This is a genomic window from Phyllobacterium sp. K27 (assembly GCF_054796155.1).
On sequence record NZ_CM139240.1, the window covers coordinates 695,451 to 708,275 of the forward strand.

Here is a 12,825-nt window from a genome sequence, read left to right on the forward strand (position 1 = left end):
TCAGCGACGTGAGATCAGGGCGAGGAGAAAGCCAACTCCAGCCGCGACGGCTATCGATGTCAGCGGTTTGTCACGGATTGTTTCGGTCAGATGATCCTCGATGTCCAGAGCCTGCGATTTCAGGTCTTCGAACACTTCCTCGCCGCGTACTTTGGCTGTTTCAAAAGAATTGGCAGCGTTGGCTCGGGCTTCCTTGGTCGAGTTTTTGCCAATTTGTGCGAGCGTTGCAGCGATACTGGCGATGTCCTCCTTTAACGCGGCGACCTGCGCCTGCAAATCAGGGTTCGTCTCCGTAGCGTCGTCGACTGCTTTTTTAATTTTCGAGGAAACGGTGGCCATGCGGTAACTCCTTGGAAAATAGATGCATATGAGTTCGAAACGTTACTGGAAACTATTTGTTCCATGCGAAAGTGGCCACGGCAAGCTGCGATGAGCGGGCCGTGTCACAAAGTAAGTTCCTTATTGTTCGGCTGTACCCACATCCGCTTGTGTGCATGATTGAATTTGTAAGACTTTATGAAAGATAGCCCATCAGCCAAAGAATGATGATGATTGGAAGCGGCAGCCCGATAAGCCAAAGTAAAACGCCACGAAACATGGATGGATACTCCTTTTCCTTGGTATCAGATGCGGCCCATGAGCAGTAGAACTACGAGAACCACCAGGACGATGCCAAGTAGCCCGGAAGGGCCGTAACCCCAATTGCGCGCATGCGGCCAAGTGGGGAAGACGCCAATCAATGCAAGAATAAGGATGACGACAAGAATTGTTGTTAGCGACATGTTCGATCCCTCTGATTAATTGTTCGAATAATAAACACCGCAACAATGAGTTTCGTTCCAAACCTTCCACAGTTATCAACCAGACGAAACGTTGTGGATCCCATGCAACCAATTTGCTCAGGCAGCGTTGCAGTGGCGGGTTTTAATGGAGAGACGTTCTATGCATTTCCGATTGGAGGTTTTTCATGCCCCCTGAAGATTTCAGCGGGCGATTGCCGCGTGCTGTGGAACGCGTGACGAGAAAGTCTGTGAATTCACCAATTGTTGTCGAGGATACACGGGCCCATTTCCCGCCGATTATAGTTGTAATAGCGATTGTTGCAGCTCTCTATTTTGCCAGCGACGTCTTCGTGCCACTGGCGCTAGCATTGCTTTTGACGTTCGCTCTGTCCCCGCTGGTGACACGGCTGCAGCGCAATGGAGTACCAAAGGCCATCGCTGTCATCAGTGTTGTGGTTGCGGCATTCATGGTGATTGCAATATTTGTTGGAATCGTTGTGAGCCAGCTAACCGTTCTGGCACAAAACCTGCCGAGCTATCAGTATAATATCGAAACAAAGATACGCACGGTCAAAGATGCGCAATCTGGCAACAGTATCTTTGATCGCGGCGCCCGCATGTTCAAAAGATTTAGCGAAGAAATCGGGCGATCGGACGAAGTGGAGCGTTTTCCTGTCGACAATGCTCCCGACAATCAGGATGAGGCCCGCAAACCGCCGGAAAATGTCGAGGGGCAAAACCCTGCAAGTGGTACAGCACTGAAAGTACAGGATCCAAATAAACCGGTGCCGGTCGAAATTCGTAATCCTCCACCTGACCCGCTGAGTCTCTTGCAGACATTTGCCGGACCGCTAATCCAGCCATTGGCAACCATCGGTATCGTTATTGTCGTCGTTATCTTCATGCTCATGCGCCGGGAAGATTTGCGGGATCGCTTCATAAAGCTGGTCGGAGCAAGCGATATTCACCGAACGACCACAGCGCTGCACGATGCGGGCAAGCGCGTGGGGCAATATTTGCTGATGCAGCTTATCATCAATATCAGCTTTGGCGTACCGATAGGAATTGGGCTTTGGTGGATCGGCATTCCTAATCCAATGCTATGGGGCATGCTGGCTATTGTCTTGCGATTTGTGCCCTATATCGGGCCCATTATCGCAGCGTTCTTTCCTTTGATGCTGTCGCTTGCCGTTGACCCGGGGTGGATGCTGCTCGTCTGGACCGCAGCCCTGTTCATCGTGCTTGAGCTGATCAGCAATAACATCATGGAGCCGTTGCTTTATGGGTCAAAGACTGGCCTTTCGCCCGTCGCCATTCTCATGGCGGCAATTGTGTGGACATGGATATGGGGACCTATCGGCCTTATCCTTTCTACGCCGTTGACCGTGTGCCTTGTCGTTCTTGGGCGGCATGTACCGAAATTTGAGTTTCTTGATGTGCTGCTTGGGAATGAGCCGGTGCTTCTGCCGCCGCAGCAATTATACCAACGGCTGCTGTCGGGCGACCCCGACGAGGCAACAGAAAAAGCAGAGGAATATCTCCAATCAAATTCCATCGTTGATTACTATTCGTCTGTCGCTATTCCTGCGCTTCTGTTAGCCGAACATGATCGCGGGCGCGGTGTTCTGGATGCCCCGAGACGTAACCGTGTTGCACAAAGCATGGTCTTTCTCGTCGAAAACCTGTCTGACTACCAGGAAATTCTGGAGGAGGGAATTGAGCTAGAGGAACAAACTAAAACTAACAAGACGAACACCAAAAAGGCAGAGCCGAGCAAACCGAAGACCATCATATCAGCTGGTGGGCGTGGCGATCTGGACGACGTTGCCGCTGTTATTGTTGGTGATATTTTTGAGCGCAGCAATTTTGAGGTTCATGACATCACTCATGATGAACTCGAAGCTGTAAATATCGGCAAGCTCGAACTTGCTGGCGTGAGCGCTATCTGCATCAGCTACCTCAACACCTCATCCATCGCCCATGCGCGATACTTGATACGGCGGATCAGACGGCGCAATGCGCGTATAAAAATCATCATCGGGTTCTGGGGTGAGGATGCGGAAAATGTCGACGCCGAGAAGATCGTCGGTTCGACCCGCAACTGCATTTTTGCGACTTCAATCGAGAAGGCGGTCCAGGAATTATGATAGGGAGCGGTCGTTTTATGTATTTCTTTTTCGCGAAGGATTTTAGGGGAACCAAGATATGACTGCGACGTTTCTCACAAGCTGATCGAGCCTTTGATCGGTAACATAAGACCCGGTGCCTGTTCCCCCGTGGGTGCCGGGTCGTCTATTGCGGTTGCTTTTTCATCAGACTCTGCCGATGCTGTCTCAACGCAAATTACAATTAAGGGAATCGTGGATGATATTACATGTAGGGTGCGAGCTGGTATTTGAGTTCACGCAGCAAACACCTCTTGTAGCGATATTGAATGTCCATCATTCACGTTTTGACGATCTGGAAGGTATCGAAACATTTCAGACCAACTTTGATTCAACCATCACTGGTTATCACGATCAGTTCGGTAATTGGTGCAACCGGATTGTTGCCGAGCCGGGAACCTTTATCTGTTCCACGAACGCTCTTGTTCGCGATAGCGGATTGCCGGACCCGGTTGTGCTGGATGCTGTGCAGCATCGCGTACAGGACCTGCCAGACGAGACGCTGGTGTACCTGATGGGCAGCCGTTATTGTGAAACGGATCTTCTGAGTGATGAGGCCTGGCGGCTGTTTGGTGGTTCTCCGGAAGGATGGCAAAGGGTTCAGGCTGTTTGCGACTTCGTTCACAACCACATTACTTTTGGTTATGAATATTCCAATCCGACCCGCACGGCATCATCAGGTTATTTCGAAGGGCGCGGGGTTTGTCGCGACTATACCCATCTGGCCGTTGCATTTTGCCGGTGCCTGAATATTCCGACCCGCTATTGCACCGGCTATATTACCGATATTGGCATACCGCTCCCGCATGCTGAGATGGATTTTTGCGCCTGGATGGAAGTCTATCTTGGAGGTGCATGGCACACATTTGATCCGCGCAACAATAAACCTCGTATCGGCCGGGTAAAGATAGCGCACGGTCGCGATGCAGCAGATGTGCCTTTGACCAATATTTTCGGCCCAAATTCTCTGACAAAGTTCAAGGTATGGGCGGACGAAGCCTGTTAATGCGCAACCTTATCGTTATCCAATTGTTTTACTGGCTCGATGGACAATAATTCCAGGAGCACAAAATGAGTCAACGAGCCATTGATTTCGTTAATAATTGGATTGACGCCAATATTGATACCACCAAGCCAGTCGATATGGAGAATCATGATAGTCGCCCCAAACGTCTCGCAGAGCGTTGTGCTGCCGATGCTGAGGCCGAGGGTATCACCGAAGCCGAGATCAAGGATGGTTTGGGCGATCTCGAGATTTGCATGATTGCCGCCGTGGATAGAGTTGCATTGGCAAAGACAGAGAAATAGACTCAGATTTAGCGTTCTATGCGTGTGGAAAGGATGATTGATGACATTGTTCTTTCAACGCCCTCCAGTGCGCCAATCTCGTCGAGCAATCTATCCAGCTCCTGAATCGACGGGGCCTCAACAATAACGATCATGTCGAACTGTCCGCTGACCGAATGCAGGGTTCTGACCCATGGTATTTTGCGAAGTGAGGTCTCAACCCGCACGGCAAACTTAGGCAAAGCAGTGACCAGAACGTGGGCCTTGACCAAATTCTGCTGATACTCCGGTGATAGCTGAACGCTGTAGCCGCGTATCATCCCACGATTTTCGAGCCTCTCGATACGGCTTTGCACTGTGGTGCGTGATAGCCCGAGCTTGCGTGCAAGATCGGCAGTGGAAGCCCGTGCGTTTTCCCGAAGCAGGGAAAGCAAGGCATGATCGGCTTGTGTCAGCATAATGACAAATCCATTCGGCATATTGACTAAATTAACAAGTTATATCGTCAGTATATACACTGCATTCCGCCGAACAATATGAGAAAATTCCGAAAGGTTTATGCATATTCAGGGAAATCACATGAAAGAGATCGTCGTTGTAGGTGCCGGTAAAATCGGAGGAACGATTGCCAATTTGCTGAGCGAGACCGGGGACTACCACGTAACCGTGGTTGATCGCGCGCAGACGCAATTGGATGCACTGGAAGTCTCGGCGAATGTAGCTACCAGCTGTATCGAAATTGCCGAAGCCGGTGCGCTTGAACAAGTGCTGGACGGCAAATTCGCCGTTCTGAGCGCTGCGCCTTTCCACTTGACCACGCGCATTGCTGAAGCGGCTGCCAAATCCGGTGTCCACTATCTCGATTTAACCGAGGACGTTGCCAGTACGCGGATTGTCAAGCAGTTGGCCACAACAGCAAAGAGCGCATTCATTCCGCAGTGCGGCCTCGCTCCCGGGTTCATCTCCATCGTTGCCAATGATTTGGCCAAACGCTTCGATACGCTTGAAAGCGTTCGCATGCGTGTCGGTGCGCTGCCGCAATATCCATCCAATGCGCTCAATTACAATCTTACCTGGTCAACAGATGGCGTTATCAATGAATATTGCGAGCCATGCGAAGCGATCGTCGATGGCGAATTGACTGAAGTGCCGCCACTTGAAGAGCGCGAAGAATTTTCGCTCGATGGTGTCACCTATGAAGCCTTCAATACGTCCGGTGGTCTTGGCACATTGTGCGAAAGCCTCCTAGGCAAGGTGCGTACGCTCAACTATCGTACAATCCGCTATCCGGGCCATGCCGCGATCATGAAGGCCTTGCTGAACGATCTCGGGCTGCGTGATCGCCGCGATGTGTTCAAGGACATTCTTGAAAACGCTTTGCCATCAACCATGCAGGATGTGGTCGTGATTTTTGTAACAGTCAGTGGTCGCAAGAAGGGTCGTCTGTTGCAGGAGACCTATGCGAACAAGGTCTATAGCGGCCATATCGGAGCGCAGCTTTACAGCGGTATCCAGATCACCACTGCATCGGCCATTTGCGCCGTTCTGGACATGCTTGCCAAGGGCGACCTTCCACAACAGGGCTTCATCAAGCAGGAAGACATCGCACTTGACGCATTTTTGGCCAACCGCTTCGGCAGGGCTTATGCCCAGACCGAAACTGCCGGACGTCTCGTCGCCTGATAGTGTTTTAGATCAAACAGATTGCCACCGCCTTCGCGGTGGCGATTCTTATTGCAGGTTTTAGAGCGGAGAACGTCCAAATGGAATCGTTCTGCCGGAGGGAATTCGTGAACAAGGTCGAGAGATTTGGCGAGGCCGATGCCTTTCCATCGGACGATGTCGAAGCCCGATGGATTTGGTCCGAATTCACCCGGCCCTTTGGGTTTCCGGCTGGCGGCCAACCACTTTGTCAGGCGGCGTCGGACGATGGAAAGACATCGACCTCGCCACCTTTCTCGTGGATTTTCTCGCCATCCGAGAAACAGAACTGGTTCCATTTGAATGTTCTCCGCTCTAGGCCCACTCGCCCTTGCGCATAACGGGAACAGTTGAACCATCCTTATGGATGCCGTCTACGTCGATCTCACCGGACCCGATCATCCAGTCGATGTGAATAAGGCTCTTATTGCCGCCCTTCGATGCTACCTCGTCCGGGGTCAATTCTCCGCCATTGATGAAGCATTTTGAGTAGCATTGGCCGAGTGCTATGTGGCTTGCAGCATTTTCATCGAACAGCGTATTGAAGAACAGCAATCCCGAAGCCGAAATCGGTGAGGAATGCGGAACAAGCGCAACCTCCCCGAGGCGGCGCGCGCCCTCATCCGTTCCGAGAATTTTATTAAACACTTCCTCGCCGCGCGTCGCCTTGGCTTGCACGATCTTGCCGCCTTCAAAGCTGACCTGAATATTCTCGATCAAAGTACCTTGATGCGACAAGGGCTTGGTGCTGGATACGTGGCCATCAACCCGAAGCGCATGCGGGGTGGTGAACACCTCCTCAGTTGGAATATTGGGATTGCAGCTTATGCCATTCTTGGCTGTGGAGGCACCGCCCTGCCATTCATGGTCGTCGGCAAGACCTACAATCAGATCTGTCCCGGGGCCTTTGAAGTTGAGGGACGCGAAGTTCAGGCCGTTCAGCCACTCCCTGCGCTTGAGCAGTGCTGCGTTATGATCACGCCACGCACTGACCGGATCATCAATATCCACCCGCGATGCGGCGAAAATAGCATCGGCAAGCATTGAGACAGCCGTCTCAGGGTCCTGGTCTGGAAAGACTTGCTTTGCCCAAGATGGATTCGGATATGAAACGATGTTCCAGTTGATGTCGAAGCCAGCAATTTTTTCCAACGCCGGTTGATAGGCTTTTGATTGCGCTTTATTTGCCCGTGCTACTTTCTCCGGATCTTCCGCCGCAAGAAGCATGGGATTATCGCCCGCGATGGCGAGGCGGGCTGTGTTGGCAGAAAACGCTTTCGCCATGCCTTCGTAAAGCCAGCCTGCGGAACGGTCAAAGCTATCGTTCGGCGCATTGCGATAACGCATCAACGTTGTTTCTTCGTCATTGTAAAACGTTGTTACCAGCCCCGCACCCGCCTTATAAGCATGCACGGTGATGCGGCGAACGAGGGGCAAGGCTGCAAGTGGCGCCGTGATCAAAAGGTCTTGTCCCGGTTGCAATTGCAGTCCGATTTTCACGGCGACTTCACCCAGTCGGTCGAGCTTGACTGGATCAACGGTCGGAATTTTTTGAGGTGAATTCATAGTATGCCCATGCGGTTCAAGAGTTTCTGCGCCAGCATAGAGTGCGCTTGCTACGCTCTTCAAGCCGATAGTTTGGATTTATCCAATCTCGCGGCTGACCTGACTGTCAGGTGCTCTTTTTAAGAAAATTGGCGAACGGAGATTCAAAATCGGGGTGCTATCGTGAAAGCGGTGGACGGTTCTGGATGATATCATTTGCCGCCCAAAGAATTCTCTTCTCGTCCAGATCGCGCGTGACGTCATTATCAGGGCACAGAATGTAAAAATCACCGGCGGCAACGCTCTTCAACATGAAATCAACCGTCTGTTCTGGTGTCCATGCGCCAGCAGGTTTTTCGGTGCGATCCCCCTTTGTCAGGGCCGTGTAGACAAAACCGGGAATGAAAAGATGTGCGGTTACGTAACAATCTTTTGTGTTGCGTAACTCGTGCTGGAGCGCCTCCGTAAAGGTTTTTACGCCTGATTTCGATACATTATAAGCGGGATCGCCAGGCGGTGTGGTTATGCCTTGTTTCGACCCCGTGTTGATAATCAGGCCTGGCTTTCGGCGCTTAATCATTGCGGGACTGAATATCTGACAGCCGTGAACGATGGCCATAAGGTTGGTCGCAATAATACGATCCCAATTGTTCACATCGAAAACGCTGCTTCCCGGCTGTATGCCCGCATTGTTCATCAAAATGTCAGTGCCGCCGAATCTCTCATCGACAGTCTGTTTCAAGTTCCGCAGGTCATCGGCTCGCGTCACGTCCGTTGCAATTGCAATGACATTGTCCGGCCGGGCTGAATGCTGACCGGCAACTTCACGCTGCGCGCCCTCCAACTTCTCGCCACCCAGATCGGCAATGGCGACTTTCATGCCCAAACCAGCAAAATGCTTTGCAGCCGCCAAACCAATTCCCGAGGCCCCTCCGGTAATTACGGCAACACTGGACTCGGATAACGCAGGATGGGTCATGACAGTCGTCCTCGATTGTTGGAGAAGCGGCTTTTCACGGCGTCACCCGTTGAACTGGGCAATCAGCCGAAATTGGGAACACGCAGATAATGAGGAAGCGGCGTTATTTGTTCCTTGGACAGGCGGCTTTCTGGCGATACCCGCATATCAGGCTTGACGATTGCCTTTGCGGACTTTTGACGGCGGGCCTCAATGATCTCTCTTTCTGAACTCTCGCCCATTGAAAGTGCTTTCAATAGTATCATTCGCGCTTCGTCGACGATCGACGACTGATTTTCATTGAGGGCTATGTCGAGAATGACGCGTCGGAAATCGGTAAGCTCGATTGGTTTTCCTGCTGCCGCGCGCTGTCTTGCTGCGTTCTCCGCATCAATCAGAGCATAGAGTTTTTCGCGTAGATCAGCCCCGACATTTTCATATTGCATAGCGATATCGGGAGCGACGGCTGCTAGTTTTTGCTTCTGCCGTTCACGATGCCGTCTTTGCCGTTCTGCGTTACTGAGTGCCATATATGAGTATCTACGCCGTTAACAAACGAATCACTTACCCATAAGTGATAGGCCTGCATGCCGTAACGGGCAAGATTCGGGTGCTGTTACGCACAAATCTGTTACCCGGCAGATTGCTGTTTTATGTTACGTAACGTTTGAAAACATTGATTTTTTTGCCTCAAAAATATGCTGAACAAATTGTTAGGAACCTTGCCCGTATTCTTCCGTGCGAATCAATGCAAACGCGGCAAATGCCGTTTGGGAATAAGCGAGCATGCAAAAAATTGAATCTGCGATGGGTTGCCAGATAATCCCTTTTCCTCTGACGAAGAGGCTAGCGACGGTTCGTGAAGTCGCGACCAAACTGAGAGAAAAGAACGGTCGCCATGAAGAAGCTTACCGAAATAGGGTTGCTGATGGTCTGTTCGAACATCTGGCCCGTATTGGTCTTTCTGAAGACGAACAGGACGAGGAAGTGGGCGCATTTTTCAGCGCAGTGGAGCTGGAAATGTTCCAGATGTATGATCCAAGCGGCATTTATGGAGACCGCTCCGTTTACTGACGGGTGTATCGGCCAAGGCGCGGCACAGTTTGCATTTGGCATTTCGATACATGAAGATACCGCATGACATGCGAACAGAGATGCTACATCCAAGCCGACAAGAAGAGCGACGATAAATGGTATTATGTCGTCGTTGTCGATGGTGAAACTGGTGTTTTGATGGGACCGCACGATACCGAGGACGAAGCTCTGGCTGCTGGCCGGAAAGATCTCGAAAACCTCGGTATCTGTGATGATGAATGATGGGTTTATGGCCCGCTAAGCCTAAAATAGCAGCGCCAATAGCTGTTTATTTCGCGCTTGTGGAAAGTTTGTCGAAATCATCATCCAAGCGTTCAAGCGCCGTAGTGATCGCATGCTGCCTCTCAGCTACCCAAGCTTCCTGTAGAACGATTTTCTCTTTGGCGGCCCTGATCATTCGGGCCATTTCCCTGGCCTGTGGCCCGCCGATGGTGGCACGATTCTTCACGATTGCCACGGGATCGAGTGTGGCTCGAAACTCCTCCTCATTCATAGGCAGTTCGCTGGCAAAGTCCGATCCCTTTACAGCTTCAGCATAGATTCGCTTGGCCTCTGCATAGGGAAAATCGAGTGGCTTGATGTTTTGTGATTTGGCAAAATCCACAATCTCGGAAGCAAAGTGATGCCCGACTCGGAAAGGCAGTTTATATTTGCGCATCAGAACATCAGCCAATTCTTGCGATGCAGTCCAATCACTGTTTAGCTCTTCAAGTGAACGGTCCGGATCAATCACCAATGAGCGGAGTATTTTCTCCCAGCCTTCCAGCGCTTTGATGGCGCTTTCGACGACTTCCGTGTTGGCATCCACGTCTTTGGCATCGGGCATGCCGGGCGTAATATTGTGGGCTTGGATAATGGGCCCCATTGCCAATGTTACTGCCGTGGAAGCGGCTTGCCTTGTGGAGTTCAAAATTCCAGGGTTGCGCTTCTGAGGCATGGCGCTGGAGACATATGTGTTGCCTCCCCCTGTTTGCAGCAATATCCAGGGCCGGGGCTGCGCATATTGTGTCATCATATCTTCGACAAATTGTCCCGTATGGAGCGCGATGCTCGTGACGATCGCTCCAACTTCAACCGGTTCGTCTACGGATGATATTTGTGAGGCATCATAAGCATTGTCTACAATGCCACCAAAACCAAGATAATCCGCCATGCGGGTACGGTTGAGCGGCCAGCTTGTGCCGTTCAGTACAGTTGTCCCCATCGGGCTTCTGTCGATTCGGGCATAAGCTTCCCTGATACGTTGTGCATCGCGTTCCAGACCCGCTGCATGGCCAAGCAGGTAGTGACCGAAACTATTGGGTTGAGCCGCTACGCCGTTGGTATAGTTGGGTACGATTGTATCGACATGGCGCTCTGCAAGATCAACCATAGTGCTTGTTGTCTTGTCCAATTGATCTGCGAGCCTTAAAAGATCATCTCGCAAAATAGCGGCTCTGTATGTCGCATGCATATCCTGACTTGAACGTCCGGCATGGATGAGGGTGACCTCCGGACCGGCTGCTTCAATGAGCAAAGGCTCGAATGAGATGACGGTAGAGGGTCGCTTTGCCCCCGGTTGAGCGCCGTCTGTGAGAACCTTTTTTAGTCCGGCAGTAATCTTTGGCGTTAGATTCTTGTCTAACAACCCTTCCTCGGAGTTGATGATGATCGTTGTCTTATTGATCATACCCAACCAGAAGAATTCATCTCTTGGTGGTTGCTCGGCAGCAAATGCTACACCGCTGTGAACACTTGCAGCCAATGTCACTGCATAAAGAATCGCTTTCATGAAACCTCCCGGCGCCTGCGGTGACACCGGAGTGGGGAAAAATGGTGTACCGCAGGACTCTTTTATTACATCGACAAGAAAGCGAATTGAATAATCAATTCGCCAAGACCAGAGCGTCTTCTTCAACCAACTCGCCGTTGAGCGCCTGAGCCAGCTTGTCTTTGTCGAGTTCGCCCTCCCAACGCGCCACGACAATCGTCGCAACAGCATTGCCAACGAGGTTGGTTAAAGCGCGGCATTCTGACATGAAGCGATCAATGCCCAGGATCAGCGCCATGCCAGCAACGGGAACGGCAGGTACAACAGAAAGCGTTGCTGCAAGAGTAATAAAACCGGCACCGGTGATACCGGCAGCGCCTTTGGAGCTGAGCATTGCAACAAGCAGAAGCAGAATCTGATCCGACATGCTGAGGTCGATGTTTGTCGCTTGAGCGATGAACAAGGCGGCCAAGGTCATGTAAATGTTTGTGCCGTCCAGATTGAAAGAATAGCCGGTCGGGATAACAAGGCCAACCACGGATTTCTTGCAGCCTGCCTTTTCCATTTTTGCCATCAAAGTCGGCAGCGCTGCTTCAGAAGAACTTGTGCCAAGTACGAGCAATAGCTCTTCCTTGATGTAGCGGATCAAGGCCAAGATGGAAAAGCCATTATACCAGGCCACCGCGCCCAGAATGACAATAACGAACAAGAGTGACGTCAGGTAGAATGTGCCGATCAACATGATCAAATTGGCGACAGACCCGATGCCATATTTTCCAATGGTGAACGCCATTGCGCCAAATGCGCCGATGGGTGCAGCCTTCATCAATATGGCAACGAGTTTGAAGATTGGCGCTGAAAGCAAAAGAAGTAAGTTGGTTACCGGTTCGGCCTTTTCACCGACCATGGCGAGCGAGAGACCAAACAGCACAGAGAAGAACAGTACCTGCAGAATGTCGCCGGATGCGAAAGCGCCGACAATCGTGGTCGGGATGATATTGTTCAGAAATCCGATGATGCTCTGCTCATGCGCTTGCTGCGTGTAAGTGGCAACAGCCTTTGGATCGAGCGAGGCGGGGTCGATATTCATGCCTGCGCCTGGCTGAACCACGTTGGCAACGACCAGTCCGACGATCAAGGCGAGCGTCGAAAACGTCAGAAAGTAGATCATGGCCTTGCCAGCAACGCGGCCGACTTTCTTAAGATCACTCATTCCGGCAATGCCGGTGGATACGGTCAGAAAAATGACCGGGGCGATGATCATTTTTACCAGCTTGATGAAAGCATCGCCGAGAGGCTTCATGCTGGTTCCGATATCGGGATAGTAGTGCCCAAGCGCGATGCCGATCGCGATGGCAACAAGTACCTGAAAATATAAATGGCTATAGATTGGAGCCTTTGTTGATGGCTGCGGGCCAGCATTGGCCGTGGTTAATGTCACCGGACTCATGACTTCCTCCATGATGCGAGCCTCGTCTGACAGGACCAACCTGCTAGCCTCCCAGGCTCTGTTAGAAAGACGGGTAGACCGTCCTTGCTTCC

The 12,825-nt window shown here is 51.5% G+C and carries 14 protein-coding genes; 6 read left to right on the forward strand and 8 right to left on the reverse strand.

Features of this window, described 5'->3' with window-relative positions; translation table 11 throughout:
* Both ACYJL1_RS03370 and ACYJL1_RS03375 read right to left on the reverse strand, forming a co-directional pair.
* Complete coding sequence (locus ACYJL1_RS03370) at nucleotides 1-339, reverse strand: ElaB/YgaM/YqjD family protein (protein WP_460897032.1); 339 nt, start codon at nucleotides 337-339, stop codon at nucleotides 1-3.
* A gap of 284 nt (nucleotides 340-623) precedes the next feature.
* Nucleotides 624-782 carry a DUF3309 domain-containing protein gene (locus ACYJL1_RS03375; protein ID WP_460897033.1) on the reverse strand — a complete coding sequence of 53 codons (159 nt, stop codon included), beginning with the start codon at nucleotides 780-782 and terminating at the stop codon, nucleotides 624-626.
* 185 nt (nucleotides 783-967) lie between these two features.
* Here ACYJL1_RS03375 and ACYJL1_RS03380 point away from each other — a divergent pair, with 185 nt between their 5' ends.
* The 3 genes from ACYJL1_RS03380 (at nucleotide 968) to ACYJL1_RS03390 (ending at nucleotide 4,255) form a co-directional block, all read left to right on the forward strand.
* Nucleotides 968-2,929 carry an AI-2E family transporter gene (locus ACYJL1_RS03380; protein ID WP_460897034.1) on the forward strand — a complete coding sequence of 654 codons (1,962 nt, stop codon included), beginning with the start codon at nucleotides 968-970 and terminating at the stop codon, nucleotides 2,927-2,929.
* A 217-nt stretch (nucleotides 2,930-3,146) separates the two neighbouring features.
* Nucleotides 3,147-3,953, forward strand: a complete 807-nt coding sequence (locus tag ACYJL1_RS03385) for a transglutaminase-like domain-containing protein (RefSeq protein WP_460897035.1) — start codon at nucleotides 3,147-3,149, stop codon at nucleotides 3,951-3,953.
* 65 nt (nucleotides 3,954-4,018) lie between these two features.
* Nucleotides 4,019-4,255, forward strand: a complete 237-nt coding sequence (locus ACYJL1_RS03390; RefSeq protein ID WP_460897036.1) for a DUF768 domain-containing protein — start codon at nucleotides 4,019-4,021, stop codon at nucleotides 4,253-4,255.
* Between the two features lie 8 nt (nucleotides 4,256-4,263).
* On the opposite strand, the gene ACYJL1_RS03395 is transcribed toward ACYJL1_RS03390, so the two are convergent.
* Nucleotides 4,264-4,692 (reverse strand): Lrp/AsnC family transcriptional regulator, encoded by a 429-nt coding sequence (locus ACYJL1_RS03395; RefSeq protein WP_460897037.1) that lies wholly within the window; start codon nucleotides 4,690-4,692, stop codon nucleotides 4,264-4,266.
* A 121-nt stretch (nucleotides 4,693-4,813) separates the two neighbouring features.
* Here ACYJL1_RS03395 and ACYJL1_RS03400 point away from each other — a divergent pair, with 121 nt between their 5' ends.
* Nucleotides 4,814-5,917 carry a saccharopine dehydrogenase family protein gene (locus ACYJL1_RS03400; protein ID WP_460897038.1) on the forward strand — a complete coding sequence of 368 codons (1,104 nt, stop codon included), beginning with the start codon at nucleotides 4,814-4,816 and terminating at the stop codon, nucleotides 5,915-5,917.
* Nucleotides 5,918-6,250: 333 nt separating this feature from the next.
* On the opposite strand, the gene ACYJL1_RS03405 is transcribed toward ACYJL1_RS03400, so the two are convergent.
* The 3 genes from ACYJL1_RS03405 to ACYJL1_RS03415 form a co-directional block, all read right to left on the reverse strand.
* On the reverse strand, nucleotides 6,251-7,501 hold the full coding sequence (locus tag ACYJL1_RS03405; RefSeq protein WP_460897039.1) for an aminopeptidase: 1,251 nt from the start codon (nucleotides 7,499-7,501) through the stop codon (nucleotides 6,251-6,253).
* A gap of 157 nt (nucleotides 7,502-7,658) precedes the next feature.
* The gene (locus tag ACYJL1_RS03410; RefSeq protein WP_460897040.1) at nucleotides 7,659-8,459 is read right to left on the reverse strand and encodes an SDR family NAD(P)-dependent oxidoreductase; all 801 of its coding nucleotides are present in this window, start codon (nucleotides 8,457-8,459) and stop codon (nucleotides 7,659-7,661) included.
* A gap of 62 nt (nucleotides 8,460-8,521) precedes the next feature.
* The gene (locus ACYJL1_RS03415) at nucleotides 8,522-8,968 is read right to left on the reverse strand and encodes a hypothetical protein (protein WP_460897041.1); all 447 of its coding nucleotides are present in this window, start codon (nucleotides 8,966-8,968) and stop codon (nucleotides 8,522-8,524) included.
* A gap of 256 nt (nucleotides 8,969-9,224) precedes the next feature.
* On the opposite strand from ACYJL1_RS03415, the gene ACYJL1_RS03420 reads away from it, so the two are divergent.
* Together ACYJL1_RS03420 and ACYJL1_RS03425 are read left to right on the forward strand one after the other, a co-directional pair.
* A complete protein-coding gene (locus ACYJL1_RS03420; protein ID WP_460897042.1) occupies nucleotides 9,225-9,512 on the forward strand; it encodes a DUF6074 family protein in 288 nt (95 codons plus the stop codon).
* A 63-nt stretch (nucleotides 9,513-9,575) separates the two neighbouring features.
* On the forward strand, nucleotides 9,576-9,755 hold the full coding sequence (locus tag ACYJL1_RS03425; protein ID WP_460897043.1) for a hypothetical protein: 180 nt from the start codon (nucleotides 9,576-9,578) through the stop codon (nucleotides 9,753-9,755).
* A 46-nt stretch (nucleotides 9,756-9,801) separates the two neighbouring features.
* Here ACYJL1_RS03425 and ACYJL1_RS03430 read toward each other — a convergent pair whose 3' ends face one another.
* Nucleotides 9,802-11,304 carry an argininosuccinate lyase gene (locus tag ACYJL1_RS03430; RefSeq protein ID WP_460897044.1) on the reverse strand — a complete coding sequence of 501 codons (1,503 nt, stop codon included), beginning with the start codon at nucleotides 11,302-11,304 and terminating at the stop codon, nucleotides 9,802-9,804.
* A gap of 94 nt (nucleotides 11,305-11,398) precedes the next feature.
* Nucleotides 11,399-12,733: a dicarboxylate/amino acid:cation symporter gene (locus ACYJL1_RS03435; protein ID WP_460897045.1), complete on the reverse strand. Its 1,335-nt coding sequence runs from the start codon at nucleotides 12,731-12,733 to the stop codon at nucleotides 11,399-11,401.
* Nucleotides 12,734-12,825: the final 92 nt, after the last annotated feature.

Bases quoted from the DNA above. Each gene is read 5' to 3' on its own strand.
- ACYJL1_RS03390 (WP_460897036.1), top strand. From the start codon at position 4,019: ATGAGTCAACGAGCCATTGATTTCGTTAATAATTGGATTGACGCCAAT.
- ACYJL1_RS03380 (WP_460897034.1), top strand. From the start codon at position 968: ATGCCCCCTGAAGATTTCAGCGGGCGATTGCCGCGTGCTGTGGAACGC.
- ACYJL1_RS03430 (WP_460897044.1), bottom strand. From the start codon at position 11,304: ATGAAAGCGATTCTTTATGCAGTGACATTGGCTGCAAGTGTTCACAGC.
- ACYJL1_RS03435 (WP_460897045.1), bottom strand. From the start codon at position 12,733: ATGAGTCCGGTGACATTAACCACGGCCAATGCTGGCCCGCAGCCATCA.
- ACYJL1_RS03410 (WP_460897040.1), bottom strand. From the start codon at position 8,459: ATGACCCATCCTGCGTTATCCGAGTCCAGTGTTGCCGTAATTACCGGA.
- ACYJL1_RS03400 (WP_460897038.1), top strand. From the start codon at position 4,814: ATGAAAGAGATCGTCGTTGTAGGTGCCGGTAAAATCGGAGGAACGATT.
- ACYJL1_RS03375 (WP_460897033.1), bottom strand. From the start codon at position 782: ATGTCGCTAACAACAATTCTTGTCGTCATCCTTATTCTTGCATTGATT.
- ACYJL1_RS03415 (WP_460897041.1), bottom strand. From the start codon at position 8,968: ATGGCACTCAGTAACGCAGAACGGCAAAGACGGCATCGTGAACGGCAG.
- ACYJL1_RS03370 (WP_460897032.1), bottom strand. From the start codon at position 339: ATGGCCACCGTTTCCTCGAAAATTAAAAAAGCAGTCGACGACGCTACG.
- ACYJL1_RS03385 (WP_460897035.1), top strand. From the start codon at position 3,147: ATGATATTACATGTAGGGTGCGAGCTGGTATTTGAGTTCACGCAGCAA.
- ACYJL1_RS03420 (WP_460897042.1), top strand. From the start codon at position 9,225: ATGCAAAAAATTGAATCTGCGATGGGTTGCCAGATAATCCCTTTTCCT.
- ACYJL1_RS03405 (WP_460897039.1), bottom strand. From the start codon at position 7,501: ATGAATTCACCTCAAAAAATTCCGACCGTTGATCCAGTCAAGCTCGAC.
- ACYJL1_RS03395 (WP_460897037.1), bottom strand. From the start codon at position 4,692: ATGCTGACACAAGCCGATCATGCCTTGCTTTCCCTGCTTCGGGAAAAC.
- ACYJL1_RS03425 (WP_460897043.1), top strand. From the start codon at position 9,576: ATGACATGCGAACAGAGATGCTACATCCAAGCCGACAAGAAGAGCGAC.